This is a genomic window from Streptomyces sp. NPDC030840 (assembly GCF_055572015.1).
Genome location: NZ_JBVIEE010000020.1, coordinates 85,204 through 102,574 on the forward strand (window position 1 = coordinate 85,204; position 17,371 = coordinate 102,574).

Consider the following 17,371-nt stretch of genomic DNA (forward strand, 5'->3'; position numbering starts at 1 on the left):
CACAGCCGCCGTACGGGGGCGTGCCGGGGCCTCCGGGAATGCCTCAATACGGTGCGCCGTACGGGAGTCACCCGCCACCCCCGCCTCCCTCGGGGTCCGGCAACAAGATGGTGCTCATCGTGGTCGGCGCGGTCGTGGCCCTGGCGCTGGTGGGCGGCGGCGTCTTCCTGGTCACCGGCGACGGCGGCGACGACGCCAAGGCCGACAGGAGCGTCTCGGCCGGGCCCAGCGCGTCCGAGAGCCCGGCCGGCGAGGTGACCGACGTGCCCACGGCGGGGCTGCCCCCGTCCGGCCTGCCCTCGGGCGGCCGGACGGAGGTGCCCGACCTGCCCACCCCCGACTTCGGCGACGACTCGGGCTCCAAGAAGGCTCCGCCCGCGCCCGGCGTCGAGGGCCAGTGGCAGGACGCGGACGCCAAGACCCTCACGGTCGGCGCGAAGTACACCTCCGGTGACCTGAAGGGCAAGTACGCCCTCTCCTACATCGACACCGAGGGCAAGGGCGTCCTCACCGGCCTCGGCACCTACCGCGCCGACGACTCCTTCCGTCTCGTCCTCAGCCGCATGGGCGCACAGGCCACCACGGAGTCCGACCTCACCTACGGCACGGTCCGCCGCTCGGGCGACGACGTGGTGATCACGTGGGACGACGGCGGGACGGACACCCTGGCGTACATCGGGTCGCTGTCGAACTGACGGTTCCTGTCCCACTGAGCCCGTCCGCCTGCCGGGTGGCGTGAGCGGAGTCACTCCGACCTGGGCGGAAGGCCCGCCCGGCCCGGCAGGCCCTGGCCTACCTTGGACGCGGGCCCGCGCGAGCTCGTCCTCACCGACGGGTTCGCCCGCTCGTGAGAGCAAAGTTCCTTTCCGGTCACTCGGTGCCACAGGCAGGAAACGCGCCGTCCCTACCTTCGGGACTCATCACCCCTCACCACCCCGAGATACGAACCTGAGTACCGGAGAGCCGTGGAGGCGCCATGACAGCCCCGAGCACATCCCCCGCCCCCAGCAGGGGAGGCCGCTGGATCGAGCACTGGGATCCCGAGAACGAGACCTTCTGGAACGAGACCGGCGAGAAGGTCGCCCGGCGCAACCTGTGGTTCTCCGTGCTGTCCGAGCACATCGGTTTCTCGATCTGGACCGTGTGGTCCGTGATGGTGCTCTTCATGGGCCCCGAGTACGGGCTCACCCCGGCCGACAAGTTCTTCCTCGTGTCGATGGCCACGCTGGTCGGCGCCATCGTGCGCGTCCCCTACACCTTCGCGGTCGCCCTCTTCGGCGGGCGGAACTGGACGATCGTCTCCGCGAGCCTCCTGCTCGTCCCGACCATCGCCGCGTTCATCGTGATGGAGCCGGGGACCTCGTTCACCACGTTCCTGGTGTGCGCCATGCTCGCCGGCATCGGCGGAGGCAACTTCGCGTCCTCCATGACCAACATCAACGCCTTCTTCCCGCTCAGGAAGAAGGGCTGGGCCCTCGGCCTCAACGCCGGCGGCGGCAACATCGGTGTGCCGGTCGTGCAGCTCGTCGGCCTCGCGGTCATCGGTGCCAGCGGCGGTCCGCGCGTGCTGCTGGGGATCTACATCCCCTTCATCGTCATCGCCGCCGTGCTCGCCGCGGTCAAGATGGACAACATCGCGCACATGAAGAACGACACAGGCGCCGCCAAGGAGGCCGTGAAGGACGCACACACCTGGATCATGTCCTTCCTCTACATCGGCACCTTCGGCTCCTTCATCGGCTACAGCTTCGCCTTCGGCCTGGTGCTCCAGACGCAGTTCGGGCGCACCCCGCTGCAGTCGGCGTACGTCACCTTCATCGGCCCGCTGCTGGGCTCGCTGATCCGGCCCGTGGGCGGCTTGCTCGCCGACCGCTTCGGCGGTGCGAAGATCACCCTCTGGAACTTCGTCGCCATGGCCGCCGCCACCGGCGTCATCGTGATCGCCTCGATGCAGAAGTCGCTGCCGCTGTTCACCACGGCGTTCATCGCGCTCTTCGTCCTCACCGGACTCGGCAACGGCTCCACGTACAAGATGATCCCCGGTATCTACCAGACCAAGGCCCTCGCGATGGGTCTGGAGGGCGAGGAGGCCGCCGCGTACGGGCGCCGGCTGTCCGGTGCCTCCATGGGGCTCATCGGTGCCGTGGGCGCGCTCGGCGGGCTCGGCATCAACCTCGCCTTCCGCCAGTCCTTCCTCTCCGTGGGCTCTGGAACCGGCGCCTTCCTCGCCTTCCTCGCCTTCTACGGGATCTGCTTCGCGGTCACCTGGGCCGTATACCTTCGCCGCCCGGTGGCCGCCAAGGTCGCGGCCGCCGCCACGAGCGAGTCCAAGCCGCAGCTCAGCTACGCCGAGGTGTGACGGTGCGACGCCCCGGGGAGAGCCGCCCCGGGGCGCATCACAGGACGAGCGCAAAGAAACCGGAGCAAAGTGGGAAGGCTGATCGCATCCGGTGATTTCACATGAGGCGGTATCGGTAACACCGCCGACATAAACCCGAACCGAGTCTGTCACGCGCCGTTGACAGGCTCGTTCGGCACTCCGGTTTCAGCACGCCAGTGCTGCGACGACTCGACTGCGGGACGAGACATGTACGACGAACAGCAGCGACCACCAGACCACGGGCCCCTCGCCGGGTTCACCGTGGGCGTGACGGCCGCGCGACGGGCCGACGAGCTCGGAGCGCTGCTCCAGCGGCGCGGCGCGTCCGTCCTCCACGCGCCCGCGCTGCGCATCGTGCCGCTCGCCGACGACAGCGAGCTGCTCGCCGCGACCAAGGAGCTGCTCGACCAGGCCCCGGACATCGTGGTGGCGACCACCGCCATCGGCTTCCGCGGCTGGATCGAGGCCGCCGACGGGTGGGGGCTCGGCGAGGACCTGCTGGCCCGGCTGAGAGAGGTGGAAATCCTCGCGCGCGGGCCCAAGGTGAAGGGCGCGGTACGGGCCGCCGGGCTGACGGAGGAGTGGTCCCCTTCGTCGGAGTCCATGGCGGAGGTGCTCGACCGGCTGCTCGAGGAGGGCGTCGACGGCCGCCGTGTCGCCGTACAGCTGCACGGCGAGCCACTGCCCGGATTCGTCGAGGCGCTGCGGGCCGCGGGAGCGGAGGTGGTGGGCGTGCCCGTCTACCGCTGGATGCCGCCGGAGGATCTGAGTCCGGTGGACCGCCTGCTGGACGCGACGGTGAGCCGTGGGCTCGACGCCCTGACCTTCACCAGCGCTCCCGCCGCGGCGTCGTTGCTGTCACGCGCGGAGGACCGAGGACTGCTGCCGGAGCTGCTCGCCGCGCTCAACCACGACGTGCTGCCCGCGTGTGTGGGGCCGGTCACCGCGCTGCCGTTGCAGTCGCGGGGCGTGGACACGGTTCAGCCCGAGCGGTTCCGGCTGGGCCCGCTGGTGCAACTGCTGTGCCAGGAGCTGCCGGCCCGTGCTCGTACGCTGCCCATCGCCGGGCACCGGGTGGAGATCCGTGGCCACGCGGTGTTGGTTGACGGGGTCCTGCGTCCCGTGCCGCCCGCCGGGATGTCCCTGCTGCGGGCGCTGTGTCGGCGGCCGGGCTGGGTGGTCGCCCGCGCGGACCTGCTGCGGGCCCTGCCGGGGGCCGGACGCGACGAACACGCCGTGGAGACGGCCATGGCCCGGCTGCGGACCGCGCTGGGCACCCCGAAGCTGATCCAGACCGTGGTCAAGCGGGGGTACCGGCTGGCGCTGGACCCGGCGACGGACTCCAAGTACGCGGAGTAGTGCGTCCGCCTCCGGCGGTTGGGCCGGTTTGGGTGGTGGGTGCCTGGGGTTTGTTGGTTTGTGCGGGTTCGTAGTGGCTGGTCGCGCAGTTCCCCGCGCCCCTGGGAGGTGGGCGGACCCGGCAGCACGAGGTGCCGCCACCCCTACCGCCGTACGCCGGAGCGCCGTTGGGGGGTCGGGGGCGCGCCGAGAGGTCTCCGTCCTCGGTCCGGCGGTTCTGTGGGCGGTCACGGGCCCGGCGGCGGACGCCGGCCGCTGCGGGCGGACACCTCCCGGCACACCCCCTGCCGTGCGTACGCGGCTGCGGGCGAGACGTGGTGCCGGTCAGTGATGATGCCGGGCGCGCCCCAGGCTCTTTAAGGGGCGCGGGGAACTGCGCGACCAGCCACAGCCAACCCGCAGCCGCCCACCGACAGGAACCCGGCAGACGAGAACGCACCCGCCCCCGCCGGAGGCGCATGTGCGGACGGGCGGTGCGGGGGGTACGAATTCCTCGAACGGCGTTCGTATCACCCGCACCTCACCCGACCCCCGCACGGGGTGACCCCAAGGCGGTGACAGGCACATGGCATTGGATACGGCCACAGCCTCGTACGAGCCGCGTTTCGACTGTGGACGGCTCTGCCTGGATCTCCTCGCCACCACGCACCCCGTGGAACAGCTCAACTCGCCTGAGCGGTTGCGGGCGTGGATCGCGGGAGCCGGGTGCGTGCCGCCGGGGACCCAACTGACGGGCGCCGACGCCTCCTGGCTGGTGGGCTTTGGTGAACTCCGGGCGTGCGTCGGTCAGTTGGTGCGGCGCGAGCCGGGCGGCGGTGGTGGCGCCGACTCCCGCTCGTTCGAGTTCGCCCTCGCCCGGCTCAACGAGTTCGCGCGGGCGGCGACCCCCGCACCGCGAGCCGTGCGCACGGCGGAGGGACAGCTGGTCCGGACGCTCGACGGCGCCCCCGGTCGCGCCGCGCTGCTGGCCCTGGTCGCCCGGGACGCCGTGGAGTTGCTCACAGATCCGGTGGCGTGCGCGAGTCTTCGCCAGTGCGCGGGGGACAACTGCCCCATCGTGTACGTTGACACGTCCCGCGGGCGGCGACGCCGATGGTGCTCCAGCGAGACGTGCGGTAACCGCGAGCGGGTGGCACGCCACCGGAGGCGGGCGGCGCTGGCCCGGACATAGGGCCTTCACAAGGGACGCTCCCGCACCTGCGGTCTGCCCTGGTTTGCCCCTGACTGACTGCGCTTCTCACGAGTTATCAAGTTCTTTGTGACTCGTGTCAGTTGGGCCGCTTTCCCGACCGCGTGCCGCGCCAAACGTGGCGAGTTTCACAGCATGGGATTCATCTCTTCACAATTCCTGCCATCCCGTGCCGCGATTGGGGCGGAATTGGGCTCCTTGTCCCCCAGCTGCCCCCCAACTCGCATCTCGATCAGGAAAGTTGTGTCGTCACTTTGAACACACACCTGGTTACCTACGTAACTCGTGATGAGCGACCGACTGGGGGAACCCCCGGACACCGGAGGTAACCGTGCGCAAGGATTCCGCTGTGGCCGATGAACGCCCGCACAGGGCACGACATCGCGCGTCGCAGCCCTCAGAGCCTGACGAGGAGCTGATGCGCGCGCTTTACCGCGAACACGCGGGACCTTTGCTCGCATATGTGCTGCGCCTGGTCGCTGGGGACCGGCAGCGCGCCGAGGACGTCGTGCAGGAAACGCTCATCCGTGCCTGGAAGAACGCCGGTCAGCTCAATCGAGCGACCGGTTCGGTACGCCCCTGGCTGGTGACGGTCGCACGCCGCATCGTCATCGACGGCCACCGCAGCCGGCAGGCCCGGCCGCAGGAGGTCGACCCGTCGCCGCTGGAGGTCATACCCGCGGAGGACGAGATCGACAAGGCGTTGTGGCTGATGACACTCTCGGATGCGCTGGACGACCTGACCCCTGCCCACCGGGAGGTCCTGGTCGAGACGTACTTCAAAGGGCGTACGGTCAATGAGGCGGCCGAGACGCTCGGCATCCCCAGCGGAACGGTGCGCTCACGGGTGTTCTACGCCCTGCGGTCGATGAAGCTGGCTCTGGAGGAGCGCGGGGTGACGGCATGATGAATACGTACGGGGGTTACGGAACCGGGGGCTCCGGGCCAGTAGGCGGAGCCCAACAAGGTGGCGGCGGGCCAGGCGACATCCACGAAACCGTGGGCGCGTACGCCCTCGGGATACTGGACGACGCCGAGGCGACCCAGTTCGAGGCGCATCTCGCCACGTGCGAATGGTGCGCCCAGCAACTGGACGAGCTCGCCGGAATGGAACCGATGCTGGCCGCGCTCGCGGACCTGCCCGGTGCGCAGGGGACCCCTGCCATCGGCGAGTCGCTGGCGGTCAAACCGAGCCAGCAGATGTCGAAGCGGCTGGTCGGCGAGGTCGTCCAGGCGCGTGCCGCGAAGAAGCGGCGCAGCTTCTACATGCTGGCGGCCGGCGTCGCGCTGATCGTCGGCGGTCCGACCGCCGTGTTCGCGACGACGGACGGTGGCGACAACCCGGGCAGGTCTGTCCAGGCGCAGCCCAAGAGCGCCAATCCCGCCAAGGACGCCTTCGACAACCTGAACGAGAAGGTCACAGCCACGGACAAGTCGACCGACGTCAGCGCCACGGTCGCCCTGGAGTCCAAGGGCTGGGGCACGAGCACCGTCCTGGAGCTGGCGAACGTGAAGGGGCCCGAGAAGTGCTCCCTGATCGCCGTCGGCAAGAACGGTGAGCGCGAGACGGCGACCACCTGGGCGGTCCCCGCTCAGGGGTACGGCATCAAGAACGCCACGGACGCGAAGGCGAAGGAGCCGCTCTACACGTTCGGTGGCGTGTCCATGGACACCAATGACATCGACCACTTCGAGGTTCAGACCTTCACGGGCAAGAAGCTCGTCAAGATCGATATGTAGGACATGCAGGACATGCTGGACTCGGACAAGGTCCGCCGCAGACCGTGTGACGGTTCTGCGGCGGGCTTGTGAACACACCTCGGGCGGCCGCGTAGCCTCCCGGGGTCCCCTTCGCGTACGGTTGACGGCTGCCCAGCACGTCAGAAGGGGGCCCGGTGGCCGCTCAGGTTCAACAGGGGACCGCGCTCGGCTCGGTTCACGATTCCGTCCGTGAGCGCGAGATCCGCGTCGAACAGGAACACCTGGACCAGGTGTACCGGCGCCTCGAGGAGAAGATCCACGAGGCGGAGTTCCTGATGAACGACGCCGCCAAGCGCGGCCAGGTCGGCACGCCCGGCGCGCTCGCCGAGCGGGACGCCCAGGTCTTCCGGGCCGGCGTCCACCTCAACCGGCTCCACAACGAGTACGAGGACTTCCTCTTCGGCCGGATCGACCTGCTGCTCGGCAAGGACGGCAAGAAGGGGCCCGACGGCGCGTACACGGCCGTCGAACCCGCCGAGGGCGCGGTACGCGAGGACGGTACGGCCGACATCGCCGAAACCCTGCACATCGGCCGCATCGGAGTGCTCGACGAGGACTACGCGCCCCTGGTCATCGACTGGCGGGCGCCCGCCGCGGCCCCCTTCTACCGGTCCACCCCCGTCGATCCCGGACGGGTCGTACGGCGGCGCGTGATCCGTTCCAAGGGGCGCAGGGTGCTCGGCGTCGAGGACGACCTGATGCGTCCCGAACTGAAGGCATCCCTGGACGGGCACGAGCTGGCGGTGATCGGCGACGGCGCCCTGATGGCCGCGCTGGGGCAGGCGCGCAGCCACACCATGCGGGACATCGTCTCCTCCATCCAGGCCGAGCAGGACCTGGTGATCCGTGCCCCCGCCGCCTCGGTGACGTACGTCGAGGGCGGTCCTGGCACCGGGAAGACGGCCGTCGCCCTGCACCGGGCCGCGTACCTGCTGTACCAGGACCGGCGCCGGTACGCGGGCGGCATCCTGATCGTCTCGCCGACCCCGCTGCTCGTCGCCTACACCGAGGGCGTGCTCCCCTCGCTCGGCGAGGAGGGCCAGGTCGCCATCCGGGCCATCGGCTCCCTGGTCGACGGCGCCGAGGCCACGCTGTACGACGCGCCGTCCACGGCCCGCGCCAAGGGCTCGTCCCGCATGCTGAAGGTGCTGCGGAAGGCGGCGCGGGGCGCGCTGGAGCTGAACGACTCGCCGAGCCGGCTCCGGGTCGTCGCCTTCGGGCGCCGGCTCGAACTGGAGGCCGACGAGCTGGAGGGCATCCGGCGCACCGCGCTCAGCGGGACCGCCCCCGTCAACCTGCTGCGCCCGCGCGCCCGCCGCCTGCTCCTGGACGCCCTGTGGGCGCGGTCGGGCGGGGCGACGCGTCACACCGACCCCGAGCTCGCCGCCGAGCTGCGGTCGTCGTTCGACGAGGACATCACGGGGGAGGACGACTTCACCGCGTTCCTCGACGCCTGGTGGCCCGAGCTGACCCCGCGGCGGGTGCTGGACGCCATGGCCGACGAACGGCGGCTCGGGCGCTGGGCCCGGCGGATCCTCACCCCCGGCGAGGTGCGCCGCGTCGCCCGCTCGCTCAGGCGGGACGGACTGTCCGTGCACGACGTGGCCATGCTGGACGAGCTGCAGGCCATCCTCGGGCTGCCGGCCCGCCCGAAGAAGAAGCGCGAGCTCGATCCCCTCGACCAGCTCACCGGTCTGGAAGAGCTCATGCCCGTACGCGAGGAGTCCCAGCGCGAGCGCGCCGAGCGCCTGGCCCAGGAGCGGACCGAGTACGCGCACGTCATCGTCGACGAGGCCCAGGACCTCACCCCCATGCAGTGGCGGATGGTGGGGAGACGGGGACGCCATGCCACGTGGACGGTCGTCGGCGATCCGGCCCAGTCGTCCTGGTCCGACCCGGACGAGGCGGCCGAGGCGAGGGACGAGGCCCTCGGCACGCGCCCCCGCCGTCGCTTCACCCTCACCGTGAACTACCGCAACCCCGCTGAGATCGCCGAGCTGGCGTCCAAGGTGCTCGCACTGGCGATGCCGGGTTCGAAGTCCCCGTCGGCGGTCCGCTCCACGGGCGTGGAGCCTCGCTTCACGGTGGTACGGGAATCCCTCCCCCACACCGTCCGCGAGGAGGCCGCGCGGATGCTGGACCGGGTCGAGGGCACCGTGGGCGTCGTCGTCGCCATGAACCGGCGCGAGGAGGCGGCCCGCTGGCTCGCCGGCCTCGGTGACCGGGTCGTCGCCCTCGGCAGCCTGGAGGCCAAGGGCCTGGAGTACGACGCCACGGTCGTCGTCTCGCCCGCCGAGATCGCCGACGAGTCCCCGGCCGGGCTGCGGGTGCTGTACGTGGCGCTGACCCGGGCGACCCAGCAGCTCACCGTGGTCTCGGGCGAGCGGGACGAGCCGGACGCGCACGGGGTGCCGGATCTGCTCCGCGACTGAGGGCGAACAGCGCCGCCACGGGGCCCTTCGGATGAACTACCGGTACGGGAATGGCTCTACGGGATCTGTTTGTTAGCCTGGATGTGGCACCGGCCCGATCCAAGCCCCCGGGCCCAACCTTCGTCGCTTCGAGCGACCACTTGCCGCGAGGCGAGCATGGCGGGTCGGTGCCACTGAGTGTGCGAGAGGCCCACATCACCTGGTGGTGTGGGCCTCTTCCGTTGCCGTGAACCGGCTGGACACTGCTTGATCAACGAACAAAACGTTCGCAATCCGAGGGCGGCTACCACGTACTCCGTAGTAGGTGCGACGATCGGACGGCACTACCACGATCCAACGGCACTACCCAGCTCCAGCTGAAAGCAGAGGAAGTCGGTCATGGCAACGGCGCCCAGCGTCTCCTACTCGATGACGGTCCGGCTGGAGGTGCCCGCGAGCGGAACCGCGGTCTCCCAGCTCACCACGGCCGTGGAGTCCTCCGGAGGCTCGGTGACCGGCCTCGACGTGACCGCGTCCGGACACGAGAAGCTCCGGATCGACGTCACCATCGCGGCGTCCTCCACCGCGCACGCCGACGAGATCGTCGAGGAACTGCGCGGCATCGAGGGCGTGACGCTCGGCAAGGTGTCCGACCGTACGTTCCTCATGCACCTCGGCGGCAAGATCGAGATGGCGTCGAAGCACCCCATCCGCAACCGTGACGACCTGTCCATGGTCTACACGCCGGGCGTGGCCCGCGTCTGCATGGCGATCGCCGAGAACCCCGAGGACGCGCGCCGCCTGACCATCAAGCGCAATTCCGTTGCGGTCGTGACGGACGGCTCCGCGGTGCTGGGCCTGGGCAACATCGGCCCGAAGGCCGCGCTGCCCGTCATGGAGGGCAAGGCGGCCCTCTTCAAGCGGTTCGCCGGCATCGACGCCTGGCCGATCTGCCTCGACACCCAGGACACCGACGCCATCGTCGAGATCGTCAAGGCGATCGCCCCCGGCTTCGCCGGCATCAACCTCGAGGACATCTCCGCCCCGCGCTGCTTCGAGATCGAGGCCCGTCTCCGCGAGGCCCTCGACATCCCCGTCTTCCACGACGACCAGCACGGCACCGCGATCGTCGTCCTCGCCGCCCTGAAGAACGCGCTTCGCGTGGCGGGCAAGGCTATCAGCGACATCCGCGTCGTCATGTCGGGCGCGGGCGCGGCCGGTACGGCCATCCTCAAACTGCTCCTCGCGGCCGGCGTGAAGAACGCCGTCGTGGCGGACATCCAGGGCGTCGTGCACTGCGACCGCGAGGACCTGGCGGACCACGCCCCGGACTCCCCGCTGCGCTGGATCGCCGACAACACCAACCCCGAGAGCCTCACCGGCACCCTCAAGGAGGCCGTGCGCGGCGCCGACGTCTTCATCGGCGTCTCCGCCCCGAACGTGCTCGACGGGGACGACGTGGCCGCCATGGCCGAGGGCGCCATCGTGTTCGCGCTCGCGAACCCCGACCCCGAGGTCGACCCGGCGGTCGCCCGGCAGACGGCGGCGGTCGTGGCCACGGGCCGCTCCGACTTCCCGAACCAGATCAACAACGTGCTCGTTTTCCCGGGCGTCTTCCGCGGCCTGCTGGACGCCCAGTCCCGCACCGTCAACACCGAGATGATGCTGGCCGCGGCGACGGCGCTCGCGGACGTCGTGACCGAGGACGAGCTCAACCCGAACTACATCATCCCGAGCGTCTTCAACGACAAGGTCGCCGGCGCGGTGGCCGGGGCGGTCCGGGACGCGGCGCGGGCCGCGGGCGTGACGGTCTGAGCCCGCTCCGGCCCGGACCCGCGGCGGTTGTGACGGTGGCCACGGCCACCCCCGAACACGGCGCGTCGCGGGACGGGGCCCCCTGGCTGCCCTCTAGGGTGTCGGCCAGGCTCAGGGCCTGCCATGACCTGCGGGTCGCCGCCGGTGGCGAACAGCGCGTCACCATGCCGTTGCGGTGGCGCTTCCGTGTGACTCCCAAGGGTGTTCGTGTGACTCCCAGGGGTGCCGGATTGGCGTTCCCGCCGCAGGTGGAGGCAGGATGCGTCCCTGGGCGCGAGGGTCTGACGAGGGACCCGGGTACGGGGACCCACCGAGGGCCCTGGCAGCATCGGCTTCGCTGTGCCCACCATGCGGCTCCGCCGCGTGGCACGCCTCAACGGCAAGAAAACACGGGAGTAACAACATGAACCGCAGTGAGCTGGTGGCCGCGCTGGCCGACCGCGCCGAGGTGACCCGCAAGGACGCCGACGCCGTGCTGGCCGCGTTCGCCGAGACCGTCGGCGAGATCGTCGCCAAGGGCGACGAGAAGGTCACCATCCCTGGCTTCCTGACCTTCGAGCGCACCCACCGTGCCGCTCGCACCGCGCGCAACCCGCAGACCGGCGACCCCATCCAGATCCCGGCCGGCTACAGCGTGAAGGTCTCCGCGGGCTCCAAGCTCAAGGAAGCCGCCAAGGGCAACTAAGCGCTCCGCTTCGAGCGCCGGGGGCCGTGCGGGCCGTCCTGCGGCTTGCGGGCCGCCGCGTGGCGGGTCGCGCCCACGCGCCGGAGCCGCCTGCGCGGCACGGCCCCGCGCCCCTTCCAGGAGCGCCCACAGAACGCCGATGGGGCGGTCACCCGAGTTCGGGTGACCGCCCCATCGGCGTTCACGGACGACGGCTGTCGGCTGTTCCAGCCCGTGGGCGCGTGGCTCTAGCCGAGGGCCTTGCCCGGCAGTTCGACCTTCGCGCCCAGCTCCACCAGCTTCTCCATGCTGTGTTTGCCCGGGGGTGACCCCCGGACCCCCAGCCGACGGGCGCGTGGGCGTCCTAGCCGAGGGCCTTGCCCGGCAGTTCGACCTTCGCGCCCAGCTCCACCAGCTTCTCCATGAAGTTCTCGTAGCCGCGGTTGATCAGGTCGATGCCGTGGACGCGGGACGTGCCCTGGGCGGCGAGGGCCGCGATCAGGTAGGAGAAGCCGCCGCGGAGGTCGGGGATGACCAGGTCGGCGCCCTGGAGCTTCGTGGGGCCGGAGACGACCGCGGAGTGCAGGAAGTTGCGCTGGCCGAAGCGGCAGTCGGAGCCACCGAGGCACTCGCGGTAGAGCTGGATGTGGGCGCCCATCTGGTTCAGGGCCGAGGTGAAGCCGAGCCGCGACTCGTAGACCGTCTCGTGGACGATCGACAGGCCCGTGGCCTGCGTGAGGGCGACCACCAGCGGCTGCTGCCAGTCCGTCTGGAAGCCGGGGTGCACGTCCGTCTCCAGGGCGATGGACTTCAGCTGGCCGCCGGGGTGCCAGAACCGGATGCCCTCGTCGTCGATCTCGAAGGCACCGCCGACCTTCCGGTAGGTGTTCAGGAAGGTCATCATCGAGCGCTGCTGGGCGCCGCGGACATAGATGTTGCCCTCGGTCGCCAGCGCCGCCGACGCCCAGGAGGCGGCCTCCAGACGGTCCGGGATCGCCTGGTGCGTGTAACCGCCGAGGCTGTCGACACCCGTGATGCGGATGGTGCGGTCGGTGTCCATCGCGATGATGGCGCCCATCTTCTGCAGCACGCAGATGAGATCCTCGATCTCGGGTTCTATGGCCGCGTTCGAGAGCTCCGTCACACCCTCCGCGAGGACCGCGGTGAGCAGCACCTGCTCGGTGGCGCCGACGGACGGGTACGGCAGCCGGATCTTGGTGCCGCGCAGCCGCCGCGGCGCCTCCAGGTACTGCCCGTCCGCCCGCTTGTCGATCTTCGCGCCGAACTGCCGCAGCACCTCGAAGTGGAAGTCGATGGGCCGGCCGCCGATGTCACAGCCGCCGAGGCCGGGGATGAACGCGTGGCCGAGGCGGTGCAGCAGCGGGCCGCAGAACAGGATCGGGATGCGCGACGAACCCGCGTGAGCATCGATGTCGGCGACGTTCGCGCTCTCCACGTGCGACGGGTCCATCACCAGTTCGCCCGGCTCCTCGCCCGGACGGACCGTCACCCCGTGCAGCTGGAGCAGCCCGCGGACGACGCGGACGTCGCGGATGTCGGGTACGTTGCGCAGCCGGCTCGGAGCGCTGCCGAGCAGCGCCGCGACCATTGCCTTCGGTACGAGGTTCTTCGCACCGCGGACACGGATCTCACCCTCCAGCGGGGTTCCGCCGTGGACAAGCAGGACATCGTCGTTGACGGTCATGAATCTCGCGTTCCGTGGAGTCGGGCAGTTGTGTCGGCAGACGATCGGCAGACCTGTGGTGCGGGAGCCGGACCGGCATGAGCCGATGAGCAAGCGTAATGGCCGCCTACCCCTTCGCAGTAAGCCCAAGGGCCTCCAAGAGACGTCATAGGTTTGCCACAACACGAACCGTTTCCCAGCGGGCACGGGCGGTCACCGGCGAGGTAACCGGCATCCGCGTGCGCGGGGAGCGCACCCGTGCGCCCGCCCGCCACCCGCCACCGCCCTGACCGGGGCCCTTCGGGCCACTGCCTTGGATTCATGGCTGCGTGCCTGTGGGTCGGAGGATTGGCTCCCCGCGCGCGGGAAAGATGCGGGATCATGTCTGGCATGACCGAGGTGTCCTCGCTCACAGGGCGGCTGCTCGTGGCCACGCCCGCCCTGGCGGACCCGAACTTCGACCGCGCGGTGGTGCTTCTCCTCGACCACGACGAGGAGGGCTCGCTCGGCGTGGTCCTCAACCGGCCGACCCCCGTGGACGTCGGCGACATCCTGGAGGGCTGGGCGGACCTCGCCGGCGAGCCCGGTGTCGTCTTCCAGGGCGGCCCCGTCTCGCTCGACTCGGCGCTCGGCGTCGCGGTGATCCCCGGTGGCACGTCCACCGAGCGCGCCCCCCTGGGCTGGCGGCGCGTGCACGGCGCGATCGGCCTGGTCGACCTGGAGGCCCCGCCGGAGCTGCTCGCCTCGGCGGTCGGCTCCCTGCGCATCTTCGCCGGCTACGCGGGCTGGGGGCCGGGCCAGCTGGAGGACGAACTCGGCGAAGGGGCCTGGTACGTCGTCGAGTCGGAGCCCGGGGACGTCTCCTCTCCCGCACCGGAGAGACTCTGGCGCTCGGTCCTGCGCCGCCAGCGCAACGAACTGGCGATGGTCGCCACCTACCCGGACGACCCTTCGCTCAACTGATGTCGGTGCTCTTCAGTACCCTTGCAGCCATGAGCACTCTTGAGCCCGAGCGCGGTACTGGTACGGGGACCCTCGTCGAGCCGACGCCGCAGACGTCGCACGGCGATGGCGACCACGAGCGCTTCGCGCACTACGTCCAGAAGGACAAGATCATGGCGAGCGCCCTCGACGGCACGCCCGTCGTGGCCCTCTGCGGCAAGGTGTGGGTGCCCGGTCGCGACCCGAAGAAGTACCCCGTGTGCCCGATGTGCAAGGAGATCTACGACTCCATGGGCGCCGGGGACGAGGGCGGCGACGACAAGTAGCGGTCGGCCGCCGTCAGGGTGGGGCGGCTGCGGGGCCCGTCCGGGGCAGGCGGACGGGACGTGCGCAGCCGCCGCCGCGAGTACGGCCGCGGTGCCCTGGGCGGGTGCCGCGGTTTCGTCGTACCTGAGGGTGGACGGAATCGCGGGTGCACGGCCCGGGGTGGGTGGGGCTGGCGGCGCACAGTGGTTTTCATGAGGACTCGGGCGCGCTCGACGAGGCGTCCGAGTCCAAGTCCGAGTCTGCGGGTGCGGGTGCGGGCATCGGCGACGGTGAGCGGGTGGCGTGGATCGGTGTGCTGTGCCGTGTTGGCCGCTTCAGGTGGCGGACGTGCGGGGCGGTGACGCGTTCGCGGCCGGGTCCGGGGCGACGGGGGCTGCTGCTGGGGGGTCTCTCGCCCCCGCCGCCCCTACCCGTCCCATCCCCAGGGGCGCTGCCCCTTCGACCCCGCCAAGGGGGCTGCGCCCCCTGGCCCCCCGGGTGCGTCCCCCCCCGGCCCGGTCCTTTTGGGTCTTCGTGCCTTGGTCCCGCGGGTTCGTCGTGGGGTGCGTCCCCCGGCCCGGTCCTTTTGGGTCTTCGTGCCTTGGTCCCGCGGGTTCGTCGTGGGGTGCGTCCCCCGGCCCGGTCCTTTCGGGGTTCCGCCCCCGGGCGCTCGTTCCGAGGCCGCTTCCGGACTCCCGCTCCTCGGTGTGCGGTGCGGTGGAGGGTGGGTGCCGCGCTGGACGTGTGCCGGGGGTACCGACTCTGCACGGCCGGGGCTGAGGCTTTGGCTGTGACCTTGGGGTTTCGGCCGAGGCCGGGTGCACCCAGCCCGTCCGGCGTTTGAGGACGAGGCCGAAGGCCGACAAGCGGGGGTCTGGGGGCGCAGCCCCCAGGGGACGGATGGGGGTCCCCCCGCTCGAGCGAAGCCGAGAGTGGGGGAGGGTAGGGGTGGCGGGGGCGAAGAAAACCGGACGCGACCGAGAAGCCGGCGCCCCCCGGGCCCCAGGGCGCGACACCGGGCGGACGAGCACGTGGGCCGGCGGACGCGAGCCCGGGCCCACGGAAATCGCGGGACCGAGCACGCCCAGGGCGAGGGAACACCAGGAGACGCGACCCACAGGATTCCGCGGCCGGTTTCCGCCCCGACGCGCGAAACCCAACTTCCGTTACCCCTACGGTAGTTGACCGCATCCTCTCCACCCACGCACCACGCGGCGAGCCACGCAGCCCACAACACGCCCGCACACGCACCCCGTTGCACGGAACGCTTCCGCCGGTCACAGAGTGGTTGAGACCTCTTGTGGGCATGTTCATGGACTCCCTAACCTCCGGTGTGTTGTACAGCGCGAAACCTTCATTGCGCATGTTGCAACGCTGTCCCCCACCGAAGGAAAGCCCCATGAAGCTCGCTGCCAGAACGGGCCGCCCCGCCCGGACGTCTCGTACGGCCCGCATGGCCGCCCCCGTGGCGGCACTTGTCATCGCAGGGCTCACCGCCACCTCCTGCGCCCCCCAGACCTCCGACAACTCCTCCTCCGGCAAGGACGAGAAGACCGGCACCCTGCGCGTCTGGCTGTTCCAGGAGGTCAGCAACAAGCCGAAGGAACAGGTCGTCAACGAGACGATCTCCGCCTTCAGGAAGGCCCATGACGACGTCAAGGTCACCGTCGAGTACATCCCGGTCGAGACCCGCGCACAGAAGATCAAGGCCGCGTTCAACGACCCCAAGAGCGCCCCCGACCTCATGGAGTTCGGCAACACGGACACCGCGGGCTACGTGAAGGACGGCGGCCTCCTCGACATCACCAAGGAGTTCACCGCCTGGAACGAGGCCAAGGACTCCGACCCGACGGCCAAGCAGTCCGTGACGGTCGACGGACGGATCTACGGCGCGCCGTTCTTCGTCGGTGTCCGCGCCCTGTACTACCGCACGGACGTCTTCAAGGAACTGGGCCTCGAACCCCCCAAGTCCCAGGCCGAGCTGATCGAAACGGCGCGCAAGATCCGCGCGGCGAAGCCCGACCTGTACGGCCTGGCGGTCGGCGGTGCCTACACGTTCGGCGCGATGCCGTTCGTGTGGGCCAACGGCGGTGACATCGCCGTGGGCAAGGGCGGGTCCTACGCGTCGAGCATCGACAGCGCGGCGTCCCAGAAGGGCATCAAGGCGTACACCTCCCTCTTCGGCGACGACAACTGCCCGGCCGCCAAGTGCGCGGGCTTCGGCGGCAACGACACGGTCACCGCGTTCGCCTCCGGCAAGGCGGGTATGGCCATCGGCGGTGACTTCAACTACGCGGCGGTCGAGGCCGGGAAGGTGAAGGGCAAGTTCGGGGTCGTACCCCTGCCGGGGGTCAAGGAGGGCTCGATCGCGCCGGCCTTCGCGGGCGGCAACAACATCGGCGTCCTGAAGAGCACCACACACCGCACGCTCGCCGTCGACCTCATGGAGCAGCTGGCGTCGAAGGAGACACAGGGCAAGCTCTTCGACGCGATGGGCTTCCTGCCGACGTACACCGACGTGCGCGCGGACCTCGCCAAGAAGGAGCCGCACATCGGACCCTTCGTGAAGACGCTGTCCGCGGGCACCAGGTTCGTTCCCGCTTCGCCGGCCTGGTCCCAGATCGACGCCTCGCTCGTCCTGCCGACGATGTTCCAGGAGATCGTCAGCGGCAAGAAGGACGTGGCGGCTGCCTCGAAGGACGCGGCGAAGAAGATGAACGACGCGTTCAGCTCCGCTGGGTGACGCGGATGACGGACCGTACGGTCCCGGCGGAGGGGCCGACCGACCGCGAACACGGCGGTACGCGCCGGGAGGCGGCCGGCGACACGGGCCAGGTGACGGCTGGCGGTACGCGCCGTG

Annotated in this window: 13 protein-coding genes; 12 read left to right on the forward strand and 1 reads right to left on the reverse strand. The window is 70.5% G+C overall.

Annotated elements, in window-relative coordinates:
- The first annotated feature begins 107 nt into the window (after positions 1 to 107).
- The 9 genes from ACZ49J_RS33230 to ACZ49J_RS33270 all read left to right on the forward strand — a co-directional run bounded on the left by ACZ49J_RS33230 (position 108) and on the right by ACZ49J_RS33270 (position 11,600).
- Positions 108 to 695 (forward strand): hypothetical protein, encoded by a 588-nt coding sequence (locus tag ACZ49J_RS33230; RefSeq protein WP_467450330.1) that lies wholly within the window; start codon positions 108 to 110, stop codon positions 693 to 695.
- Between the two features lie 281 nt (positions 696 to 976).
- Complete coding sequence (locus ACZ49J_RS33235; protein ID WP_467450331.1) at positions 977 to 2,359, forward strand: nitrate/nitrite transporter; 1,383 nt, start codon at positions 977 to 979, stop codon at positions 2,357 to 2,359.
- A gap of 228 nt (positions 2,360 to 2,587) precedes the next feature.
- Positions 2,588 to 3,739: a uroporphyrinogen-III synthase gene (locus ACZ49J_RS33240; protein WP_467450332.1), complete on the forward strand. Its 1,152-nt coding sequence runs from the start codon at positions 2,588 to 2,590 to the stop codon at positions 3,737 to 3,739.
- Positions 3,740 to 4,304: 565 nt separating this feature from the next.
- On the forward strand, positions 4,305 to 4,910 hold the full coding sequence (locus tag ACZ49J_RS33245; protein WP_467450335.1) for a CGNR zinc finger domain-containing protein: 606 nt from the start codon (positions 4,305 to 4,307) through the stop codon (positions 4,908 to 4,910).
- A gap of 349 nt (positions 4,911 to 5,259) precedes the next feature.
- Positions 5,260 to 5,835, forward strand: coding sequence for a sigma-70 family RNA polymerase sigma factor (locus ACZ49J_RS33250; protein ID WP_013003188.1), 576 nt, complete (start codon positions 5,260 to 5,262; stop codon positions 5,833 to 5,835).
- Positions 5,832 to 6,668 (forward strand): anti-sigma factor family protein, encoded by an 837-nt coding sequence (locus ACZ49J_RS33255; protein WP_467450336.1) that lies wholly within the window; start codon positions 5,832 to 5,834, stop codon positions 6,666 to 6,668. Before ACZ49J_RS33250 ends, ACZ49J_RS33255 begins: the two co-directional genes overlap by 4 nt.
- Before the next feature lie 155 nt (positions 6,669 to 6,823).
- The gene (locus tag ACZ49J_RS33260; protein WP_467450337.1) at positions 6,824 to 9,121 is read left to right on the forward strand and encodes a HelD family protein; all 2,298 of its coding nucleotides are present in this window, start codon (positions 6,824 to 6,826) and stop codon (positions 9,119 to 9,121) included.
- Positions 9,122 to 9,499: 378 nt separating this feature from the next.
- Positions 9,500 to 10,915, forward strand: a complete 1,416-nt coding sequence (locus ACZ49J_RS33265; protein WP_467450338.1) for an NAD-dependent malic enzyme — start codon at positions 9,500 to 9,502, stop codon at positions 10,913 to 10,915.
- Between the two features lie 403 nt (positions 10,916 to 11,318).
- On the forward strand, positions 11,319 to 11,600 hold the full coding sequence (locus tag ACZ49J_RS33270) for an HU family DNA-binding protein (protein WP_006139383.1): 282 nt from the start codon (positions 11,319 to 11,321) through the stop codon (positions 11,598 to 11,600).
- 343 nt (positions 11,601 to 11,943) lie between these two features.
- Here ACZ49J_RS33270 and murA read toward each other — a convergent pair whose 3' ends face one another.
- A complete protein-coding gene (gene murA, locus ACZ49J_RS33275; protein ID WP_467450339.1) occupies positions 11,944 to 13,284 on the reverse strand; it encodes a UDP-N-acetylglucosamine 1-carboxyvinyltransferase in 1,341 nt (446 codons plus the stop codon).
- A gap of 369 nt (positions 13,285 to 13,653) precedes the next feature.
- Between murA and ACZ49J_RS33280 the strand changes: the two genes are divergently transcribed.
- From ACZ49J_RS33280 to ACZ49J_RS33290, 3 genes are all read left to right on the forward strand, one after another.
- Complete coding sequence (locus ACZ49J_RS33280; protein ID WP_467450341.1) at positions 13,654 to 14,226, forward strand: YqgE/AlgH family protein; 573 nt, start codon at positions 13,654 to 13,656, stop codon at positions 14,224 to 14,226.
- Positions 14,227 to 14,255: 29 nt separating this feature from the next.
- Positions 14,256 to 14,531, forward strand: a complete 276-nt coding sequence (locus ACZ49J_RS33285; RefSeq protein WP_134035357.1) for a DUF3039 domain-containing protein — start codon at positions 14,256 to 14,258, stop codon at positions 14,529 to 14,531.
- 1,433 nt (positions 14,532 to 15,964) lie between these two features.
- Positions 15,965 to 17,254: an extracellular solute-binding protein gene (locus tag ACZ49J_RS33290; protein ID WP_467450627.1), complete on the forward strand. Its 1,290-nt coding sequence runs from the start codon at positions 15,965 to 15,967 to the stop codon at positions 17,252 to 17,254.
- Positions 17,255 to 17,371 lie beyond the last annotated feature (117 nt).